Source organism: Burkholderia sp. Bp9012 (genome assembly GCF_003853825.1).
Lineage (GTDB): Bacteria > Pseudomonadota > Gammaproteobacteria > Burkholderiales > Burkholderiaceae > Burkholderia > Burkholderia diffusa.
In genome coordinates, this window is the sequence record NZ_QTQA01000014.1 from 1 (window position 1) to 19,525 (window position 19,525).

Here is a 19,525-nt window from a genome sequence, read left to right on the forward strand (position 1 = left end):
GCGGGGCCGGAGGGGCGCTTCTGCCCGGCGGCGGTGTACGAGTTCGTGAAGAACGACGACGGCAGCGACCGGCTGGTCATCAACGCGCAGAACTGCGTGCACTGCAAGACGTGCGACATCAAGGACCCGACACAGAACATCGTGTGGGTCACGCCGGAAGGCGGTGGCGGGCCGAATTACCCGAACATGTAACCTGCCGGAAAACGCCGCCTTGCGCGGCGTTTTTTTTCGTCCGATCGGCATTCGACGCTGCCCTGCCCGCCATCGGTCGCGCGATTCATCCACCGCGCCCCGCACCGGCTGCGCTAGCGCGCCGCTATCCGTCGACGGAAATGCTCAGTACCGGACACGATCTTGTCGAGCACCGCATCGAGTGCCCAGAACCGCTCCCGCACGTCGTAGTCGATCGAGCGGCAGCGAATCGATCCGAACGTGCCGATCCGTTGATGATAGATCTTCGCGAGCGCCGGGTAGCCAAGCGCTTCCGACACCGCCGAGAGCACCAGGAACGCCGACAATTCTTCGGCAAGCGCCGGATCCGAGTCACCCTGCGTGCGCAGCCACCGATACAGATCGGGATGGAAGTTGGTGAACACGCCGTTGAAACCGGCGGAGCCCGCCTTCATCGCATCCCATGCGATCGCGGCGTTCGCATTCAGGATCTTCATCGGCGAGCCCGCGGCCAGCGCAACGCGTCGCTTCACCGTCTCCAGGTCGCAGCTCACGTCCTTCAACATCACGAAGCGGCCGGTGTCGATGCACGCGCGCAGTTCGTCATCGGACAGCAATCGCCGATAAGGCGCCGGACATTCATACAAGCCAAGCGGCAGATCCGCCGGCAATCGGGCGAGCAGCTTGTGAAGATGATCGAGAAACGCGGCGCTGCCCTTGCGCTGTGGATCGAGGCGGTTGGTCACGAGCACGACGCCCTGCGCACCCGATTCCGCCGCGGCACACAGCTCGGCGACCTGCGCGTCCAGATCTTCGCTGACGTGCCCGGACGCGACGACAGGCACGCGCCCGGCCACCCGCTCGACCACGAAGCGCGCAAGCTCCGCCCGTTCTGCAAGACTCAGGAATTGCATCTCGCTCGATTGCGCGACCGCGAACAGCGCATCCGAGCCGTGCGCCAGATACCATTCGATGAGTCGCTCGAGGCCCGCGTAGTCGATCGAGCCGGCATCGTCGAACGGCGTCAGCATCACCGGCACGATCCCTTCGATGGTCGTGCTCGCCTGCTGATGTGATTGCATCTGTTTCTCCTTCCTTCAATGAATACAGGGGGTAGCCGGCAGCCTCAAGCCGGTAGCGCGCCAGGCGCCGCACTCGCGGACTGCTCGGGAATCGGCTTGCGCACCAGCAGCAGGTAAGCCATCGCACCGGCGAATGCGATTGCCGCCGCCGTCAGCAACGCCGGCACGAACGACCACTTCTGCGCGATCACACCCGTCAGGATCGGCGCGAGCGCACCGCCGATGAAACCGCCGAAATTCTGGATCGCGCCGAGCGATGCGACACGGCTCGGCGGTGCGGCCGCCGTCGCGAGCGCCCACGAACATGCCGATGCCGCATTGGCGAGAAAGATCACGACCGAAATGCATGCGAGCGCCACCGTGTTGCTCTGCACGAGCGCGGCCGGAATCGTGAACGCGACCATCCCGAGCATCGCGACGACCACCGCATTGCGCCGGCTCACGACTGGCGAGCGGCTACGGCGCGTCACCAGATCCGACAGCCAGCCGGCAACGAGCGAACCGACGAACCCGCACAGGAACGGCACGGATGCCGCAAACCCGGTGCGAATGAGGCTCATGTGACGCTCCATCGTCAGATATCCCGGCAGCCAGGTCAGGTAGACCCAGTTCAGATACACCGAACCGAAGAATCCGATCAGCATGCCCCAGGTCGTGCCGTGCGAAAACAGACTGCGCCAGTCGGCGAAGGTCAGCTTGGGTGCCGCGACGGCCGTCTGCGCATCGGCATCGAGATACGCTCGTTCCGCCGCGGTCAATTGCGCACGCGCCGGATCGCGATACGACGCAAACCAGACGACGGCGACAACGAGACCGAGTGCCCCCGTGACGACGAATGCCCAGCGCCAGTCGAACGAAGCGACGAGTACCGACAGCAGCAACGGCGCGAGCGCGGTACCGAGCGGCGACGCCGCGTTGAAGATCCCGGTCGGCGTACCGCGTGCACGCAACGGAAACCAGTTGCTCACCACCCGCGCCGCCGACGGGAACTGCGGCGCCTCGCCGATGCCGAGCACGATGCGCGCGACGATGAACCAGCCGAAGGTGGAGACGAGGCCGCCCGCTGCCTGCGCGAACGACCAGACGATCAGCCCGATGCCGAGCAGTCGTCGCGGCCCGATGCGATCGACGAGTCCGCCGACCGGAAACTGGCACAGCGCATAGCTCCACGAGAATGCCGACAGCAGCAACCCCATCTGCGAGAGCGACAGCCCGAGATCGCTCCGGATTGCCGAACTCGCGACGGCCAGCGTGCCGCGATCGAGATAGTTGACGATTCCGCTCGCCATCAGCAGCGCAAGCGCGATACGTTGTCCGCGCCGGATACGTGGCGGCGCAGTCGGAACAGCCTGGTCTTCGTTCATTTCGATTGTCTCCATGTCATAGGCGGGTGCCTGCCCGCGCTTTCCGTCGTCGCGGAATCTATACCGCCATGCTCTCCACTTCCTCGCGTGTCGGAATCGACGTCTGCGCGCCGTGGCGCGTGACGCTGATTGCAGCCGCGCGCTGGCCGAACGCGATCGCGTCGTCCATCGACGCACCACTCGTCCGGGCGGCCGCGAATCCGCCGACGAAGGTGTCGCCGGCCGCCGTGGTATCGACGGCGACCACCGCCATTGCCCGATGGCGGCCGTTCCCTGCGCTGCCGCGCCAGCAGACGCCGCGCGCACCCAGCGTGACCAGCACGTTGCCGACGCCTTTCGCGCGCAGCGCCTCGGCGGCGCGCACCGCCGAGGCGTCGTCGCCGACGGCGATGCCGGTCAGCGACTCCGCTTCCGTTTCGTTGACGACGAGGTAGTCGATCTGGGCCAGCAACGCGTCGAACAGCGGCCGTGCAGGCGCTGGATTGAGCAGCACCGGCGTGCGATGTGCGATCGCACTGCCGATTGCGCGCGCGACGCTCTCGATCGGCACCTCGAGCTGGCACACCATCAGCGCCGCGCCGGCGATCGCCTCGCGCGCCTCATCGATCAATTCGGCATCGAGGCGTGCGTTTGCACCGGGCACGACCACGATGCTGTTCGCCCCGTGCGCATCGACCGTGATCGTCGCCACGCCGGTTGCCTCGCCGTCGATCCGGTGCAGGTGCGTCACGTCGATACGTTCGGCCGCCAGCGCGTCGTGCACGCGCGCCCCGAACGCGTCGTCGCCAACGCAGCCGATCATCGCGACCGACGCCCCCAGACGGGCCGCCGCCACCGCCTGGTTCGCACCCTTGCCGCCGTGAACGGTCTGGAACGTCGTGCCGAGCAGCGTTTCGCCCGGCACGGGCAGCCGTGGCGCATGCGTGACGAGGTCGACGTTGATACTGCCGACGACCGCGATTCGAGGGGGCTTTGCGTGGAGTTTCATTCAATGTAATCGCTTACATTTACGGCAAACAAAATAGCCGGAACGGCCGTCGTCGACGAAAATTTCACAATGCGGCTGCAATCTGTGTCTGACATAATACGGAGTAGCATCAAGATAGCGCTTACATTCGCACAGGCACGACCGGGAATGCAAGCGGGACCACGATGAATCGAGGGTAAACGATGGCGTTTTTGACCACGCGCGGCGCCTGCGGGGCAGCCGCGCCCGGGGATGACCAATGAGTACGCCCCCATCCAGCGGCGGCGCGGCTCGCGCACGCCGCGGCAGCGGCCGATCGGTGCTCGGGGATGTCGCGAAACTCGCCGGCGTGTCGACCGCGACCGTTTCGCGTGTCTACAACGACCCCGGCAAGGTCTCTGCCGACGTGCAGCAGCGCGTGCGCGATGCGGCACGCGCACTGAACTGGATTCCCAACGCGGCCGGCCGAGCACTCGCATCCACGCGAACCCACATCACCGGTGCGATCATCCCGACGCTCGACGACCAGGTGTTTGCGTCGCAGGTAGCGGGCATGCAGGCGGTCATGGCCGAGCACGGCATCACCCTGTTCCTCGGCTGCTCGAATTACGACCCGGCACAGGCGCTCGCGCAGGTGCGGGCGATGCTGTCGCGCGGCGTCGAAGCCGTGTCGCTGGTCGGCGAAGCCTATCCGGCGGAAGTATTCGAACTGCTCGACCTGCATCGGGTGCCGTATGTCGTCACCTATGCCTACCGCGACGACAGCCCGCATTGCTGCATCGGTTTCGACAACCGCGCGGCATTCGCGCGACTGACCACGCACCTGCTCGACCTCGGGCATCGCGATTTCGCGATCATCATGCAGCCTTCGGCGGACAACGATCGTGTGCAGGCTCGCCTGCGCGGCATCCACGACACGCTCGCCGCGCGTGGGCTCGCGGTCCGGCCGATCCACCAGCATGAAGGCCCGGCCACGATCGCGTTCGGCCGTGCGAGCCTGCGCGCGATCGCCGACAGCGGGGCGACGCGCCCGACGGCCGTGATCTGCGGCAACGACGCGCTCGCGCTCGGTGCCCTACTGGAAGCGCAGGCAATCGGCCTCGAGGTGCCGTCGCAATTGTCGATCACCGGCTTCGACGATGTCGCGCTGGCTCGCGAAATCCGGCCTGCGCTGACGACGATGTGGGTCGACACCGATGCGATCGGCCGCAAGGCCGCCCGCGCGTTGCTCGACGCACTCGAGCACGGAGAAGCCGGGCCCGGTTGCGCGATCCTGCCGGAGTTGCGGGTGCGCGAATCGGCCGCGCCGCCGAATTCGGCGGCCCAATGAAAACGGGGCGCCCCAGGCGCCCCGTTTCGCATCGAATCGGTCGAGCCGGCGCGTGCCGGCCCCGGTGCATCAGGTCGCGCTGCCCGCGATCTTCGGCGTCGGCGTCTCGACGTCGCCGCACTGCGCACGATGGCGCAGCGCATGGTCGATCAGCACCAGCGCGAGCATCGACTCGGCGATCGGGGTCGCGCGAATGCCGACGCACGGGTCGTGGCGGCCGAAGGTTTCGACCGTCGCCTCTTCGCCGGACTTCGTGATCGAACGGCGCGACGTGCGGATGCTCGATGTCGGCTTGATCGCGATCGACACGGTGATGTCCTGCCCCGTTGAGATCCCGCCGAGCACGCCGCCCGCATGGTTCCCAACGAAGCCGGCCGGCGTCAGTTCGTCACCGTGCACCGAGCCGCGCTGCGCGACGCTGTCGAAGCCCGCGCCGATCTCGACGCCCTTCACCGCGTTGATGCTCATCATCGCCTTCGCGATGTCCGCGTCGAGCCGATCGAACACCGGCTCGCCCCAGCCGACCGGCACGCCCGACGCAACGACGTCGATGCGCGCGCCGATCGAGTCACCGTCCTTGCGCAACGCGTCCATGTAGGCTTCCAGCTCCGGAACGACCGCCGCGTTCGGCGAGAAGAACGGATTCTCGCGAACGTGCGACCAGTCGACGAACGGCACGTCGATCTCGCCGAGACCGCTCATGTAGCCGCGCACCTCGACGCCGAAACGCTCGCGCAACCATTTCTTCGCAACCGCGCCCGCGCCGACGATCGGCGCGGTCAGGCGCGCGGACGAGCGGCCGCCGCCGCGGTAGTCGCGGATGCCATATTTCTGCCAGTAGGTGTAGTCGGCATGGCCGGGCCGGAACGTCTCGACGATGTTGCCGTAGTCCTTGCTGCGCTGGTCGGTGTTGCGGATCAGCAGCGCGATCGGCGTGCCGGTCGTCACGCCTTCGAACACGCCGGACAGGATCTCGACCTCGTCCGCCTCCTGGCGCTGCGTCACGTGCCGCGACGTGCCGGGCTTGCGGCGATCGAGTTCGACCTGGATGTCGGCTTCGGTCAGCCCCATTCCCGGCGGGCAGCCGTCGATCACGCAGCCGATCGCGGGACCGTGCGATTCGCCGAAGGTCGTGACAGTGAAAAGCGTGCCGAGGGTATTGCCGGACATGATGGAACCGCCCAAAGAGAATTGGACAAACCGATGCGCTGCCGGGACCGCTGGCAGGCCGATCGTTTGCCGGTCGAGAAAAAGAAGTAAACCGCTATTATGCCAGCCGTCCCGTGCCCGCGGGCCGCGTGAACCGTTCAGACCACACGGACCTGTCACGCAGACGGCCGGGCGCAAGGGCCGTCGACCCGCGCCGTTCCGGTCCACGGGCCGGTTCGCCGCCGTCGGCACGGCCCGGCGGCATCGCGCCGGGCCCGCCCCTGCTCACTTTCGCGCGCCGCGTAACTCGGTCACCGCGGCCTGCAGCGCCTCGGGCGTCGCGACCGGGGCCGGGATCGGCTCGCCGACCGCGAGCGTCAGCCGGCTCATCACGCCGCGCTTGATGGGTCGCGGCATGCGCGCATCGGCATGACGGGAGAAATAGCTGCCCCACAGCCCGCGCAACGCCATCGGAATCACGGGCGCCGGCGTACGGCCCAGGATTTCGGTGATGCCGTGGTGGAACATGTTGATGTCCCCCGTCTTGGTCAGCTTGCCTTCCGGGAAGATGCACACGAGTTCACCATCCTTCAGCGCGGCCTCGCACGCGTCGTACGCGCGTGCGAGCATGTCGGGATCCTCATGGCGCGGCGCGATCGGAATCGCCTTCGCATGCCGGAACACCCAGCTCGCGAAGCGTGTCTTGAATATCCGGTGATCCATCACGAACCGGATCGGCCGCGGGCTCGCCGCCGCCAGCACGAGCGCGTCGACGTAGCTCACGTGGTTGCATACGAGCACGGCCGCGCCCTCTTCCGGGATCCGCTCCGCATGCACGAGGCGAATCCGGTAGAACGTGTGCACCAGCACCCACGCGACGAAGCGCAGCAGGAACTCCGGAACGAGCAGGTAGATGTACGTCGCGACCACGACGTTCAGCAGCGCGGTGACGAGGAACAGGCCCGGGATGTCGACGCCGGCCTTGGTCAGCCCCATCGCCATCAGGGCCGACAGGATCATGAACAGCGCGTTCAGGATGTTGTTCGCGGCGATGATCCGCGCACGATGGGTCGGCGCGCTGCGACTCTGGATCAACGCATACAGCGGCACGCTGTAGAAGCCGCCGAACATCGCGAGCAGGAACAGGTCGGCCAGGATGCGCCAGTGGCGCGCACCGGCCAGGAATTCCCCGACCGACAGCAAATGCCCGGGCGACGGCAGCGAGTGGCTCGCGAAATACAGCTCGATCGCGAACACGCTGATGCCGATCGAGCCGAGCGGCACGAGGCCGATCTCGACGCGCCGCTGCGACAGCCGCTCGCACAGCAGCGAGCCGAGGCCGATCCCGACGGAGAACGTCGCGAGCAGGACCGTGACGACATCGGGGCTCGCGGACAGCACATCCTTCGCAAAATTGAAGAATGACGTCAGGAAGGTCGCGCCGACGAACCACAGCCACGAGATGCCGAGCAGGCTCAGGAACACGGTGCGATTCTGTCGCGCGAGCCCGAGGTTGCGCCACGTCTCGCTGAACGGGTTCCAGTTGATCACGAGATCGGGCTGCGGCGCCGGCGTCGGCGGCACGCGCTGCGCGACGAGCCGCCCCGCGAGCGCGATGACGACGACGCTGACGGCGAGCACGCGCTCACCGCTGCCTTCGATGCCCGCGGCCGCACCGCCGATGATCGTCCCGATCAGGATCGCGATGAACGTGCCCATCTCGACGAGACCATTGCCGCCGACCAGTTCGTGGTCGCCGAGATGCTGCGGCAGGTACGAATACTTGACGGGGCCGAACAGCGTCGAGTGCATCCCCATCATGAACGTGCACAGGTACAGCAGCGTCGCGCTGTGCGTGACGAAGCCGGCCGCGCCGACCAACATCAGCACGATCTCGAAAGTCTTCACGAAGCGCGTGAGCGTCGCCTTGTCGTATTTGTCGGCGATCTGGCCGGAGGTGGCCGAAAACAGCACGAACGGCAGAATGAAGATCGCGGAAATCAGGAATGCGGCCGTCTTCGCGTCGACGCCCGAGAACCGCGTGGTGTGATAGGTGACGAGCGATGTGAATCCGATCTTGAACACGTTGTCGTTCAGCGCCCCGAGGAACTGGGTCGTGAAGAACGGCGCGAAACGGCGCTGGCGCAACAGGTCGAACTGCGACGCGTGGGCGCGCCGTTCGCCGCGCGACGCGGAAGAGACTTGCGTGTGATCGCTCATGCGGAATACGCGCGCATCGTCTAGGCGAAGCTGCGCGGGCCTTGTGTGGTTGTCGAAAAAACGGCGGCGCAGGCTGAACCTGCGCCGCCGCGCGCCGAGTGGCAGCGCCCGCGCGTCATGGCACAGGGCGCGACGTGCTTCACGGCTTCTGCGCTTCGGCTTCCGATTCCGGCCAGTCGCGGATGTACGCCTTCAGCATCCGGTTCTCGAAGCTTTGCGCCTCGACGACCGTCTTCGCGACGTCGTAGAACGAGATGACGCCCATCAGCACCTTCTTGTCGAGCACCGGCATGTAGCGCGCGTGGCGCTCGAGCATCATCCGGCGCACTTCGTTGACATCGGTTTCCGGCGTGCACGTGAGCGGCTCGTCCATCACCTTGCGCACCTGCACGTCGCCGATCGCGCCGCCGTTCACGTGGAGACGCAGGATGATCTCGCGGAACGTCAGCATCCCGACGAGATCGCCGTACTCCATCACGACGAGCGAACCGATATCGTGTTCGGCCATCGTATCGACCGCTTCGCGCAGCGGCTTATCGGGCGTCACCGTAAACAGCGTGTTGCCCTTCACTTTCAGAATATCGCTGACGCGCATCGTAGTCCCCTCATGCTTGAATGCAAATCCGCTTTCGATCCTATCGGAAAGCCTGTCAAAAGGAAAGCGCGGGCCCGCGCGGCGCGGCCGCCCCCGCTTGCGGACGCGGGCCGCCCGCCGCACAATGACTCCATCGACAGCGGCCCGAGGAGACGGCCATGGCGCATACGCATACGGAGCAATTCGCCAGCTTCGCTGATTTCTACCCGTACTATCTGAACGAGCACCAGAACCTCACGTCGCGGCGGCTGCACTTCATCGGCTCGCTCGGCGTGATCGGCTGCGTCGCGATGGCGATCGCGACGGGCCACTGGCCGTGGCTGCCGGCGGCGGTCGTGTGCGGCTACGGATTCGCGTGGGTCGGACACTTCTTCTTCGAGAAGAACCGCCCCGCCACGTTCCGGCACCCGATCTACAGCCTGATGGGCGACTGGGTGATGTTCAAGGACATCTGCACCGGGAAGATCCCGCTGTAACGCCCGCCCGGCGGCGCGTCACGCCGTTTTCGGCGGCCGCGCGTGCGGGTCGGGCGCCGCGCCGGGCACGGACCCCGGCACGGTCTCCGCCGGCTGCACGCCGGCGAGCCGGTGCTCGGCGATCAGCGACGCAAGCGATACGTCGAACCGGTCGTTCGACAGCACCTCCAGCAATGCCGCACCTTCGACGTGGCTGCGGCGTCGCTGCAGCTGGTAGGTCAGTTCCGTGCGGTCGATCACCAGCACGTCGAACAGCTGCGCCAGCGTCAGTTGCTCCGGATTCGCCAGCAGGATGTAGCGCGGCGCGAGTTCGCCGCTGTCCAGCCGCGCGATCCATTCCCGCTCCTCCATCGTCAGCAGCAGCCGCTGCGCGGTTTCCATGTCGCAGCGCAACATGGTCGCGAGCCGCATCGCGGTATAGCCCGCCTTGCCGACCGCGCGCGCCTCGGCCAGTCGCGCGAGCAATTCGAGCGCGTCGAGCAGATCGCTGCCCGGATAGTGGATGCGATGGAACTGGCCGACGCGAATCGCCGGCAGCGCGGACGCCACCATCGCGCCGAGCAGCGCGATGAACCAGCTCAGGTACACCCACAGCAGGAACACCGGCAGCGCCGCGAACGCACCGTAGACGGCCGTATAGGTCGGAATACGCCGCACGTAATAGCCGAAGCCGCGCTTCGCGAGCTCGAACGCGATGGCCGCGAACAGCCCGCCGATCACCGCGTCGCGCCATGCGACCGTGCAGTTCGGCAGGTACACGTACAGCAGCGTGAACGCGAGCACGGTCAGCGGCAGCGACACGAACGCGAGCAGCCATTCGACGATCGACGTCGACGGCCCGGCGCCGGTGAACGCCAGCGACTGCGTGAATAGGTACGACGAGATCGACAGGCTCACGCCGAACAGCAAGGGGCCAAGCGTGATCAGCGCCCAGTACGCGAGCACGCGCTGCGCGAACGGCCGCGGCTTGCGCACCCGCCAGATCAGGTTGAACGCGGACTCGATCGTCATCATCGTCATCACCGAAGTGACGACGAGCACGATCAGGCCGGCCGTCGTCAGCCCCTTGGCCTTCGACGCGAACTGGTTCAGGTACTTGAAGATCTGGACGTTGAACTGCGCGGGCATCAGGTGATCCGCGAGGAACCCCTGCAGCGAGATCTGAAACGATGCGAACATCGGGAACGCGGTGAACAGCGCGAACGCGACCGTCACGAGCGGCACGAGTGCCAGCATCGTCGTGAACGTGAGGCTGCCCGCCACTTGCGGGATGCGATCCTCGGCGCTACGCCGGGCCGCGAACTGCGCGAGGCGCTTGAGGGTGTCGAGATCGACGCTCAACTTCGGCAAACGGCTTCTCCTTCTCGATGGCGCGTGCGCGACGGCGCGCCGCCGCCGCGCTGCGCGACGACTTCAGCCCCTATAATAGCCGCTCGATCCAGCAGGGGCCGACTGCACCGGGCATGCGCGCGGCCGCACGCGGCCCCGTCGCCCATGAAAGACATTCTCGTCCTCTATTACAGCCGCCACGGCGCCACGCGCGATCTCGCGCTAGCTATCGCGAACGGCATCGACAGCGTGCCCGGCATGCAGGCCCGCATCCGCACCGTGCCGCCCGTCTCGACTGTCTGCGAAGCCACCGCCCCCGACATCCCCGACGACGGCCCGCCCTACGCGGAACTCCGCGATCTCGAGGAATGCGCGGGCCTCGCGCTCGGCTCGCCGACCCGCTTCGGCAACATGGCCGCCTCGCTCAAGTATTTCCTCGACGGCACGACCCCGCAATGGCTGTCAGGCGCGCTGACCGGCAAGCCGGCCTGCGTGTTCACGTCGACCGGCAGCCTGCACGGCGGCCAGGAATCGACGCTGCTGTCGATGATGCTGCCGCTGCTGCATCACGGGATGATGATCGTCGGGATCCCGTACACGGAAGCCGCGCTCAGCACGACACGCACCGGCGGCACGCCGTACGGCGCATCGCACGTGTCGCAGCACGATCGCAGCGCGCCCGAAGGGCTGTCGGCCGACGAAAAAGCACTCGCGGCCGCGCTCGGCGCGCGGCTCGCCCGCGCGGCGTCGGCCCTGTCCGCCGCCCAGGCGGCCGAAGCCGCATGAATGCGCCCGCCCGCCCCGCCGTCGCCGCCCGGCCGCGCTACGCGCTGGCCGCGGCCGCGTGCCTCATCGCACTGATCGCGCTGTCGCTCGCGTGGGAACTGTGGCTCGCGCCGCTGCGCCCGGGCGGCTCGGCGCTGATGCTCAAGGCCGTGCCGCTCGCGCTCGCGCTGCCCGGCGTCTGGCGGCGTAACATCTATACGATGCAGTGGGCGAGCATGCTGATCCTCGTCTATTTCGCCGAAGGCGTCGTGCGCGGCATGTCCGACCGCGGGTTGTCCGCGACGCTCGGCTGGTGCGAGACCGCGCTCGCCGTCGGCTTCTTCGTGGCAGCGCTTGCATACGTCGCGCCGTTCAAGCGCGCGGCGAAGCGGCAGCGCGCCGCGTCCTGACCCTTACGCGACCGAACGTGATGAATTCTTCCGAAGCCTTCGTATCCGCCTGCCGCGACGCGATCGGCGCCACCTACGTTCTGACCGATCCGCACGACACCGAGCCGTTCCTGATCGACTGGCGCCGCCGCTACCAAGGCCGCGCGTGCGCGGTGCTGAAACCGGCCGATACAGCCGAAGTCGCCGCGCTCGTCCGGCTCGCGAACACGCATGGCGTCGCGCTCGTGCCGCAGGGCGGCAACACGGGCCTCGCCGGCGGCGCGACGCCTGACGCGAGCGGCGGCCAGGCCGTGCTGAGCCTCGCGCGCCTGAACCGCGTGCGCGCGCTCGATCCGCACAACAACACGATCACGGTCGAAGCCGGCGTGATCCTCGCCGACGTGCAGGCGCGCGCCCGCGAAGGCGGCCGGCTGTTCGCGCTGAGCCTCGCCGCCGAAGGCAGCTGCACGATCGGCGGCAACCTGTCGACCAACGCGGGCGGCACCGCGGTGCTGCGCTATGGCAACGCGCGCGAGCTGTGCCTCGGGCTCGAGATCGTGACGCCGCAGGGTGAGACCTGGGACGGCCTGCGCGGCTTGCGCAAGGACAACACGGGCTACGACCTGCGCGATTTGTTCATCGGTGCGGAGGGCACGCTCGGGATCATCACGGCCGCCGTGATGAAGCTGCATCCGCTGCCGGCCGCGCAGGTCACCGCGCTGGCCGCGCTCGAGTCGCCGCACGCGGCGCTCGACTTCCTCGCGCTCGCGCAGCGCGCGGCCGGCCCGCTGTTGACCGGTTTCGAGCTGATGTCCGACTTCTGCATGCAGCTCGTCGGCAAGCATTATCCGCAACTGCGCTATCCGTTCGACCGCACGCATGCGCAGACGGTGCTGCTCGAACTGTCGGACAACGAAAGCGAAACGCACGCCCGCGCGCTGTTCGAAAAGCTGATGGAAGAGGCGTTCGAGGCCGGGCTCGTGGTCGACGCGGTGGTCGCGGAAAATCTCGCGCAGTCGCGCGCGTTCTGGGATCTGCGCGAACACATCCCGCTCGCGCAGGCCGACGAGGGACTGAACATCAAGCACGACATCGCGGTGCCGATCTCGTCGATCGCGCGCTTCATCGACGAAACCGACGCGGCAATCCAGCAGGCCGCGCCCGGCGCACGGATGGTCACGTTCGGCCACCTCGGCGACGGCAACCTGCACTACAACGTGCAGACGCCCGAAGGCGGCGACCCGAAGGCGTTCCTCGCGGAATTCCAGAAGCCGATCAATCGCATCGTCTACGACAACGTGCACCACCACCACGGCACGATCAGCGCGGAGCACGGGATCGGCCAGTTGAAGATCGACGACGCGCAGCGCTACAAGTCGCCGGTCGAAACGGCACTCATGCGCACGCTGAAGAACGCGCTCGACCCACGCGGGCTGATGAATCCCGGCAAGGTTCTGCGCTGAAGCCCCCAACCCGGAGCGATGTCCATGAGAGTTCGCGTCCTTTCCGACCTGCATCTCGAAAGCAACCAGCCCGACACGATCGCGCATGCCGACGCGGATCTCGTCGTGCTGGCCGGCGACATCCACAATCACGCGGAAGGCCTGCGCTGGGCCGCCGAAACGTTCGACACGGACGTGCCGGTGATCTACGTGCCGGGCAACCACGAGTACTACGACGGGGAATTCGGCGCGCTCGAAACCGCGATGCGCGACGCCGCGCAGGCGATCGACAACGTGCATTACCTGAACAACGGCGTGTACGTCGATCCGGCGCAGCGCTTCCGCGTCCTGGGTACGACGCTGTGGTCCGATTTCTCGCTGTTCGGCGCCGACGAGACGAGCATCGCACGCGCGGTCGATGCCGGCGTGCGTGTGATGCTCGATTTCAAGGGCTTGATCCAGGTGACGTGGCCGCACGATGCGGCACTGCATGCGACGGTGGCGCCGGAGCGGGATTTCACGCCGGCCGACGCGATCGCGCTGCACCGGCAAGGCCGTGCGTGGCTGGAAGCACGGCTCGCGACGCCGTTCGACGGCCGCACGATCGTCGTCACCCATCATGCGCCGCACCTGCGCTCGCTGGCCGAGCGTTACGCGGAAGACCTCGCATCTGCGGGATTCGTCACGGACATGGCTGAACTCGTGCGGCCGCCCGTGGACCTATGGATCCATGGCCACACGCATACATCATTCGATTACGTGACCGACAGCGGCACGCGCGTGGTGTGCAACCCGCGCGGCTATATCCACCGGCGCACCGGCGAACTGGAAAATCCCGCGTTTGCGTGGGACAGAGTGGTCGAACTCGGCTGAGCGCCCGGCCATCGGGCCGCGTGATGCGGCCCTTCCGGATCCGAAAGGCCGCCCGATCAGCGATCGGCGCGGCGCGATCCGTTCGACGACGGGCGCACCCGCACCGGCACCGGCTTCATCCGTGCCTTCATCGCGCGCAGCAGATCGCGCGTCGCCGCGGCGGCAGCAGCCGCACCAAGCAGAACTCCAAGGCCGATCATCAGTTGCGTATCCATTGCGACTCCGGGTATGGGCAGATCCAAATCTCTCTGATTTGAACAGTATCAAACTGTCCGCCGTCCGAGGGTAAAAAAATGTTGCGCGAAGGACAAATCTCGTCAGATCGGGCTCGACCGCGCGCTCATGTCGCAGCCGTGAACTGCGCGAGCGCGGCTTCGTCGGCTTCGAGCGTGGCCGGCAACTCGTCGCGCAAAAAATCGACCCAGGTGCGGATTTTCGCGTCGAGGTACTGGCGCGACGGATACAGCGCGTAAATGTTCATCACGTGCGACCGGTATTCGGGCATCACGCGCACGATGTGCCCGCTGCGCAGCCCGCCGATCGCCGAATAGAGCGGCAACCCGCCGATCCCCATCCCTTCCCGCACGGCCACCGCGAGCGCCTCTGCGACGTTCACGCGGAACGGCGGCGCCGTGATCGGAATCACCTCGTCGCCGCGCGGCCCCGACAGCGACCACTCGTCGAAGTGAAAGCCCGGCGCGACCATCCCGAGACAGACGTGATGCTCGAGATCCGCGGGAGTCCGCGGCACGCCGTGCGCGTCGACATAGCCGGGCGACGCGCACACGACGCTGTAGCTCTCGCCGAGCCGCTGCGACACGAGCCCCGAATCGGGCAGGTCGCGGCCGACGACGATCGCGACGTCGTACCCCTCGTCGAGCAGGTCGGGCATCCGCTGCGCGAGCGTCAGTTCGACGTGCACGTCCGGATAGCGCTGCCGATAGCGCGCGATGGCCGGCACCAGGTAGTGCTGCCCGAGGCTCGTGAAGCAATGGACCTTCAGCTTGCCCGACGGGCGCGCGTGCGCGTCGCCCGCTTCGGCCTCGGCCTGGTCGACGTACGCGAGGATCTGCTCGCAGCGCTGCAGGTAGCGCTCGCCTGCCTCGGTCAGCGCGATCCGGCGTGTCGTCCGGTTCAGGAGGCGCGTGCGCAGGTGCGCCTCGAGATCCGACACGGCGCGCGACGCGTAGGCAGTAGTCGAATTCATCTGCTGGGCGGCCGCGGTAAAGCTCCCCGCGTCGACCACGCGGACGAATACCCGCATGTTTTGTAGCGTATCCATCCCATTACCCGTTTGAATCCGGATGGATTGTTGCACAGGGTCGAACAAATATTATCTCAGGATTCGTAAAAATGACTTGCATCCTTGTCCATTTATTCAGGAATCACTGAAAAATATAATCGCATCCGACTCATCTATATCCGAAAGGGAGAAAATCGTGCGGTCTCCGGCAACAAAAGGGACGCTGGCACTGGCGGTTCTTGCAGTCTCATTAATAATGGCCGGGTGCGCGAGCATGGGCGACAACAAGCCGCAGTCCGCCCGCATCGAAGCGAACACGCTCGATGCCGGTGCCGCCATCCGCGCGGCGAACCGCGACGCAGGCTGGCCCGCGTCCGACTGGTGGCGCGCGTACCGCGACCCGCAACTCGACGCGTGGATCGCCGCCGCGCAGGCCGGCAACCCGACCCTCGCGGCCGCCGAGGCCCGCGTTCGCGAAGCGCAGGCGATGGCACGCGTGGCCCGTTCGGCGGAATTGCCGCAGATCAACGGCAACCTGTCGCTGATGCGCCAGCACTGGCCCGATAACGTCTACTACGGCCCGGGGCCGCTCGCCAACACCGACACGTGGAACAACACCGGCACGCTCGGCCTGTCGTACCACCTCGACCTGTGGGGCAAGGACAAGAACGCGACCGAGCGCGCGCTCGACACCGCGCATGCGACCGCAGCCGACGCACGGGCGGCGAAGCTCGAGCTCGAGGTCAACGTCGTACGCGCGTATGTCGGCATGTCGATGAACTACGCGCTGCTCGACCTCGCGCACGAAACGTTCGAACGCCAGCGCTCACTGGCCGATCTCGCGCGCAAGCGCCTGCAGGCGGGCCTCGGCACGCAGCTCGAAGTCAGCCAGGCCGAATCGACGCTGCCCGACTACGAGCGCCTGATCGACAGCTATGAAGAAGCGATCCAGCTCGCGCGCCACCAGCTCGCCGCGCTCGCGGGCAAGGGCCCGGGCGCCGGCGATGCGATCAAGCGGCCGAGCCTGTCGCTCGACGCGCCGGCCGGCTTGCCGTCCGCCATGCCGGCCGACCTGCTCGGCCGTCGCCCGGACGTCGTCGCGGCCCGCTGGATGGTCGACGCGCAGGCACGGGGCATCGATGTCGCGAAAGCCGCGTTCTACCCGAACATCGATCTGCTCGCGACGGTCGGCGGCTTCGGCGTGACCGCGCCGTTCGCCGACTTCCTGCGGGCGATGAACGGCGGCTGGACCGCCGGCCCCGCGCTGTCGCTGCCGATCTTCGAAGGCGGCCGCCTGCGCGCGCAACTCGGTGCAGCCGACGCCGGCTACGACCAGGCGGTCGAGCGCTACAACCAGACGGTCGTCGGCGCGCTCAAGGACATCGCCGACCAGGTCGTGCGGATCCGCTCGCTCGATACGCAGAAGAAGGACGCCGCGCGCTCGGTCGCCGCCAACGACCGCAGCTACCAGCTGTCGCGCGAAGGCTTCCGCCGCGGGCTAACCGATTACGTGAACGTGCTGGTCGCGCAACAGCAGCTGCTGCGCGCGCAGGAGACGGCGGCCCGCATTGACGCGGAGCGCCTCGCCGCGCACGCGCAGCTGATGGCCGCGCTCGGCGGCGGCGTCGAGACGGAAACAGACGTTCAGGGCGGCCATCCGCCGCATGACGAATCCGCCGCGAGTGCCGCGTCGGCCGCACGGTAACGCGGAGCAACCGTCATGTCCGCCTCCTCCCCCGCTTCCACGCACGCCGCCGGCCCGCTCGCGGCCTGGTCCGCCGCGTTCGGCGACTGGGCCCGCAGCGACGGCGCCGCGTGGCTTTATCTGTTCAAGGCACTGCTCGCCGCGTTCATCGCGACCGGCGTGTCGATGCGGCTCGACCTGCCGGCGCCGAAGACGGCGATGACCACAGTGTTCATCGTGATGCAGCCGCAAAGCGGCGCGGTGCTCGCGAAGAGCTTCTACCGGGTCGCCGGCACGATCTTCGGGCTGATCGCGACGCTCACGTTCGTCGGGTTGTTCCCGCAGCAGCCGCAGCTGTTCCTGCTGGCCGTCGCGCTGTGGGTCGCCCTGTGCACGGCCGGCGCCGCGCGCAACCGCAACTTCCGCAGCTACGGCTTCCTGCTCGCCGGTTACACGACCGCGCTGATCGGGCTGCCGGCATCGCAACATCCGGACGGCGCGTTCATGAGCGCGATGACGCGGGTCGCCGAGATCATGGTCGGGATCGTGTCCGCAGGCGTCGTCAGCGCGCTGGTGTTTCCGCAGTACACCGGCGAGCAGATGCGCACGACCGTGCGCAAGCGCTTCAGCAGCTTCGTCGACTACGTCGCGGCGGCGCTGTCGGGCCAGCTCGACCGCGCGCACATCGAAACCATCCATGCGCGCTTCGTCGCGGATGTGGTCGGCTTCGAAGCGGCGCGCAGCATGGCCGTGTTCGAGGATCCGGACACGCGGATGCGCAGCGGCCGCCTCGCGCGGCTGAACAGCGAGTTCATGAGCGTATCGAGCCGCTTCCACGCACTGCACCAGTTGATGAACCGGCTGCGCGCGGCCGGCGCGCAGGCCGCGATCGATGCGATCGAGCCGTACTTCCGCGAAATCGCGCCACTTCTGACGCGCAATGGCGAACCGGTACGCTCGTCGGCCGACGCCGCGCTCGCGGCTGAACAGCTGCTCGCGTGGCGCGACGCGCTGCCGCGCCGCATCCGCGTGACGCGCGCCGCGCTCGAGACGCAACCGGATTTTCCACTGCTCGACTTCGACACGGCCACCGAGCTGCTGTACCGCTTCATCACGGACCTGCACGAATACGCGGCGACCTATGCGTCGCTGTCGACCCCGACGCACGAGCGCGAACGCTGGATCGAGCGCTACGAACCGCGCACCAACGTGACGGCGATGGTGATCGCGGCGATTCGGACCGCGACCGTGATCCTGGTGCTCGGCTGGTTCTGGATCGAAACCGCGTGGCCGAGCGGCGTGACGATGACGCTGACGGCCGCGGCCACCTGCGCGCTCGCGTCGTCGACGCCGCGCCCGACCGCGATGTCCGCCCAGATGGGCATGGGTACGGCGCTGGCCGTATGCACGGGCTTCCTGCTGACATTCGGCATCTACCCGCACATCGACGGCTTCCCGCTGCTGTGCGCGGCCCTCGCGCCGCTGCTCGCGATCGGCATCTTCATGACGTTGAAGCCGAAGCTCGCGGGCTACGGGATGGGCTACCTGATCTTCTTCAGCTTCCTCGCCGGCCCCGACAACATCACGCACTACGACCCGATGAGCTTCATGAACGACGCGCTCGCGCTGGTGCTGTCGATGCTGGTCTCGGCGATCGCGTTCGCGGTGCTGTTTCCGCCGACCGCGCCGTGGCTCAAGAAGCGGCTGTTCGCCGACCTGCGCCACCAGGTGGTCGCCGCGTGCCACGCACGTCTGGCCGGACTGCGCACGCGCTTCGAGAGCGGCGCGCGCGACCTGATGTTCCAGGCGCACACGCTATCGGCCGACCAGCCCGACGTGCAGCGCGACGCGCTGCGCTGGATGTTCGCGGTGCTGGAGACGGGCAATGCGGCGCTCGACCTGCGCACCGAACTGGCGATGCTGCCGTCCGACCCGCGCTATGCGCCGACGACGCCGTGGCGACGCGCGATCGAGACGATGCGCACAGCGCTGTCCGCGCTGTTCCGCAAGCCGAACGCAGCGCGCTTCGACGCGACGCTCGACGCGGTCAACGCCGCGATCGACGCGACCCGGCAGACGCTCGATGCGTTCACGCCGTCGCGCGAGGAGCGTCATCGGCTGCAGCGCATCCTGAGTCATCTGCATTTCGTACGCACGGCGCTGCTCGATCCGGAATCGCCCCTCGAGCCGCTCAACCGCAATCGCCCCGTGCGTCCCCAACAAGGAGCCTCGTCATGATGCCGCGTGAAATCGCCATTCTCGATGCCTACATGCCCACGGTGGTCCTGATGTTCGTCCTGGGCGCGCTGGCGACCTGGGCCGTCGACCGCCTGCTTGCCTACACGGGCCTCTACCGTCTCGTCTGGCACCCGTCGCTGTTCCGCGCGTGCCTTCTCGTCTGCATTTGCGGCGGACTGAGTCTTGCCGTTTACCGTTGATTCCGAAC

18 protein-coding genes and 1 pseudogene are annotated in these 19,525 nt (G+C 67.3%); 10 read left to right on the forward strand and 9 right to left on the reverse strand.

Annotated elements, in window-relative coordinates; genetic code table 11:
• A partial coding sequence (locus tag DIE11_RS19715; protein ID WP_185633789.1) for a 4Fe-4S dicluster domain-containing protein occupies positions 1 to 192 on the forward strand: 192 nt, incomplete at its 5' end.
• Between the two features lie 113 nt (positions 193 to 305).
• Here the strand turns inward: DIE11_RS19715 and DIE11_RS19720 are convergent.
• From DIE11_RS19720 to rbsK, 3 genes are read right to left on the reverse strand one after another with little or no spacing between them, the layout of a single operon-like run.
• Positions 306 to 1,253 (reverse strand): dihydrodipicolinate synthase family protein, encoded by a 948-nt coding sequence (locus DIE11_RS19720; protein WP_124626481.1) that lies wholly within the window; start codon positions 1,251 to 1,253, stop codon positions 306 to 308.
• A 44-nt stretch (positions 1,254 to 1,297) separates the two neighbouring features.
• Positions 1,298 to 2,617: an MFS transporter gene (locus DIE11_RS19725; protein WP_059606588.1), complete on the reverse strand. Its 1,320-nt coding sequence runs from the start codon at positions 2,615 to 2,617 to the stop codon at positions 1,298 to 1,300.
• A gap of 58 nt (positions 2,618 to 2,675) precedes the next feature.
• Positions 2,676 to 3,605 carry a ribokinase gene (gene rbsK / locus DIE11_RS19730; RefSeq protein ID WP_124626483.1) on the reverse strand — a complete coding sequence of 310 codons (930 nt, stop codon included), beginning with the start codon at positions 3,603 to 3,605 and terminating at the stop codon, positions 2,676 to 2,678.
• 238 nt (positions 3,606 to 3,843) lie between these two features.
• On the opposite strand from rbsK, the gene DIE11_RS19735 reads away from it, so the two are divergent.
• On the forward strand, positions 3,844 to 4,914 hold the full coding sequence (locus DIE11_RS19735; protein ID WP_124626485.1) for a LacI family DNA-binding transcriptional regulator: 1,071 nt from the start codon (positions 3,844 to 3,846) through the stop codon (positions 4,912 to 4,914).
• A gap of 69 nt (positions 4,915 to 4,983) precedes the next feature.
• Here DIE11_RS19735 and aroC read toward each other — a convergent pair whose 3' ends face one another.
• The 3 genes from aroC to DIE11_RS19750 all read right to left on the reverse strand — a co-directional run bounded on the left by aroC (position 4,984) and on the right by DIE11_RS19750 (position 8,878).
• Entirely contained in the window at positions 4,984 to 6,084 is a 1,101-nt protein-coding gene (gene aroC, locus DIE11_RS19740) for a chorismate synthase (RefSeq protein ID WP_124626487.1), read from the reverse strand.
• Positions 6,085 to 6,348: 264 nt separating this feature from the next.
• Positions 6,349 to 8,283, reverse strand: coding sequence for an MFS transporter (locus tag DIE11_RS19745; protein WP_124626489.1), 1,935 nt, complete (start codon positions 8,281 to 8,283; stop codon positions 6,349 to 6,351).
• Between the two features lie 139 nt (positions 8,284 to 8,422).
• Positions 8,423 to 8,878: a CBS domain-containing protein gene (locus DIE11_RS19750; protein ID WP_044846066.1), complete on the reverse strand. Its 456-nt coding sequence runs from the start codon at positions 8,876 to 8,878 to the stop codon at positions 8,423 to 8,425.
• 158 nt (positions 8,879 to 9,036) lie between these two features.
• Here DIE11_RS19750 and DIE11_RS19755 point away from each other — a divergent pair, with 158 nt between their 5' ends.
• Complete coding sequence (locus tag DIE11_RS19755; RefSeq protein WP_044846067.1) at positions 9,037 to 9,354, forward strand: Mpo1-like protein; 318 nt, start codon at positions 9,037 to 9,039, stop codon at positions 9,352 to 9,354.
• Positions 9,355 to 9,372: 18 nt separating this feature from the next.
• On the opposite strand, the gene DIE11_RS19760 is transcribed toward DIE11_RS19755, so the two are convergent.
• Positions 9,373 to 10,704, reverse strand: a complete 1,332-nt coding sequence (locus DIE11_RS19760) for a YihY family inner membrane protein (protein WP_124626491.1) — start codon at positions 10,702 to 10,704, stop codon at positions 9,373 to 9,375.
• 144 nt (positions 10,705 to 10,848) lie between these two features.
• Here DIE11_RS19760 and wrbA point away from each other — a divergent pair, with 144 nt between their 5' ends.
• From wrbA to DIE11_RS19780, 4 genes are read left to right on the forward strand one after another with little or no spacing between them, the layout of a single operon-like run.
• Positions 10,849 to 11,469, forward strand: coding sequence for an NAD(P)H:quinone oxidoreductase (wrbA, locus tag DIE11_RS19765; RefSeq protein WP_059606576.1), 621 nt, complete (start codon positions 10,849 to 10,851; stop codon positions 11,467 to 11,469).
• Positions 11,466 to 11,858, forward strand: coding sequence for a DUF2069 domain-containing protein (locus DIE11_RS19770; protein WP_124626493.1), 393 nt, complete (start codon positions 11,466 to 11,468; stop codon positions 11,856 to 11,858). Before wrbA ends, DIE11_RS19770 begins: the two co-directional genes overlap by 4 nt.
• A 20-nt stretch (positions 11,859 to 11,878) precedes the next feature.
• Positions 11,879 to 13,300, forward strand: a complete 1,422-nt coding sequence (locus tag DIE11_RS19775) for an FAD-binding oxidoreductase (RefSeq protein ID WP_124626707.1) — start codon at positions 11,879 to 11,881, stop codon at positions 13,298 to 13,300.
• A 24-nt stretch (positions 13,301 to 13,324) separates the two neighbouring features.
• Positions 13,325 to 14,152: a metallophosphoesterase gene (locus tag DIE11_RS19780; protein WP_124626495.1), complete on the forward strand. Its 828-nt coding sequence runs from the start codon at positions 13,325 to 13,327 to the stop codon at positions 14,150 to 14,152.
• A gap of 56 nt (positions 14,153 to 14,208) precedes the next feature.
• Here DIE11_RS19780 and DIE11_RS36415 read toward each other — a convergent pair whose 3' ends face one another.
• Complete coding sequence (locus DIE11_RS36415) at positions 14,209 to 14,367, reverse strand: hypothetical protein (RefSeq protein ID WP_170296438.1); 159 nt, start codon at positions 14,365 to 14,367, stop codon at positions 14,209 to 14,211.
• Positions 14,368 to 14,492: 125 nt separating this feature from the next.
• Complete coding sequence (locus DIE11_RS19785; protein WP_059606568.1) at positions 14,493 to 15,434, reverse strand: LysR family transcriptional regulator; 942 nt, start codon at positions 15,432 to 15,434, stop codon at positions 14,493 to 14,495.
• Between the two features lie 157 nt (positions 15,435 to 15,591).
• Between DIE11_RS19785 and DIE11_RS19790 the strand changes: the two are divergent.
• The 3 genes and pseudogenes from DIE11_RS19790 to DIE11_RS19800 form a co-directional block, all read left to right on the forward strand.
• Positions 15,592 to 17,094: pseudogene (locus DIE11_RS19790) on the forward strand (efflux transporter outer membrane subunit); the annotation flags it as partial.
• Positions 17,095 to 17,115: 21 nt separating this feature from the next.
• Positions 17,116 to 19,317 (forward strand): FUSC family protein, encoded by a 2,202-nt coding sequence (locus tag DIE11_RS19795; RefSeq protein WP_124626497.1) that lies wholly within the window; start codon positions 17,116 to 17,118, stop codon positions 19,315 to 19,317.
• Entirely contained in the window at positions 19,314 to 19,517 is a 204-nt protein-coding gene (locus tag DIE11_RS19800) for a DUF1656 domain-containing protein (protein WP_011351756.1), read from the forward strand. Before DIE11_RS19795 ends, DIE11_RS19800 begins: the two co-directional genes overlap by 4 nt.
• Positions 19,518 to 19,525 lie beyond the last annotated feature (8 nt).

Bases quoted from the DNA above. Each gene is read 5' to 3' on its own strand.
- DIE11_RS19745 (WP_124626489.1), bottom strand. From the start codon at position 8,283: ATGAGCGATCACACGCAAGTCTCTTCCGCGTCGCGCGGCGAACGGCGC.
- DIE11_RS36415 (WP_170296438.1), bottom strand. From the start codon at position 14,367: ATGGATACGCAACTGATGATCGGCCTTGGAGTTCTGCTTGGTGCGGCT.
- aroC (WP_124626487.1), bottom strand. From the start codon at position 6,084: ATGTCCGGCAATACCCTCGGCACGCTTTTCACTGTCACGACCTTCGGC.
- DIE11_RS19780 (WP_124626495.1), top strand. From the start codon at position 13,325: ATGAGAGTTCGCGTCCTTTCCGACCTGCATCTCGAAAGCAACCAGCCC.
- DIE11_RS19800 (WP_011351756.1), top strand. From the start codon at position 19,314: ATGATGCCGCGTGAAATCGCCATTCTCGATGCCTACATGCCCACGGTG.
- rbsK (WP_124626483.1), bottom strand. From the start codon at position 3,605: ATGAAACTCCACGCAAAGCCCCCTCGAATCGCGGTCGTCGGCAGTATC.
- DIE11_RS19725 (WP_059606588.1), bottom strand. From the start codon at position 2,617: ATGAACGAAGACCAGGCTGTTCCGACTGCGCCGCCACGTATCCGGCGC.
- DIE11_RS19720 (WP_124626481.1), bottom strand. From the start codon at position 1,253: ATGCAATCACATCAGCAGGCGAGCACGACCATCGAAGGGATCGTGCCG.
- DIE11_RS19755 (WP_044846067.1), top strand. From the start codon at position 9,037: ATGGCGCATACGCATACGGAGCAATTCGCCAGCTTCGCTGATTTCTAC.
- wrbA (WP_059606576.1), top strand. From the start codon at position 10,849: ATGAAAGACATTCTCGTCCTCTATTACAGCCGCCACGGCGCCACGCGC.
- DIE11_RS19735 (WP_124626485.1), top strand. From the start codon at position 3,844: ATGAGTACGCCCCCATCCAGCGGCGGCGCGGCTCGCGCACGCCGCGGC.
- DIE11_RS19795 (WP_124626497.1), top strand. From the start codon at position 17,116: ATGTCCGCCTCCTCCCCCGCTTCCACGCACGCCGCCGGCCCGCTCGCG.
- DIE11_RS19785 (WP_059606568.1), bottom strand. From the start codon at position 15,434: ATGGATACGCTACAAAACATGCGGGTATTCGTCCGCGTGGTCGACGCG.
- DIE11_RS19775 (WP_124626707.1), top strand. From the start codon at position 11,879: ATGAATTCTTCCGAAGCCTTCGTATCCGCCTGCCGCGACGCGATCGGC.
- DIE11_RS19770 (WP_124626493.1), top strand. From the start codon at position 11,466: ATGAATGCGCCCGCCCGCCCCGCCGTCGCCGCCCGGCCGCGCTACGCG.
- DIE11_RS19750 (WP_044846066.1), bottom strand. From the start codon at position 8,878: ATGCGCGTCAGCGATATTCTGAAAGTGAAGGGCAACACGCTGTTTACG.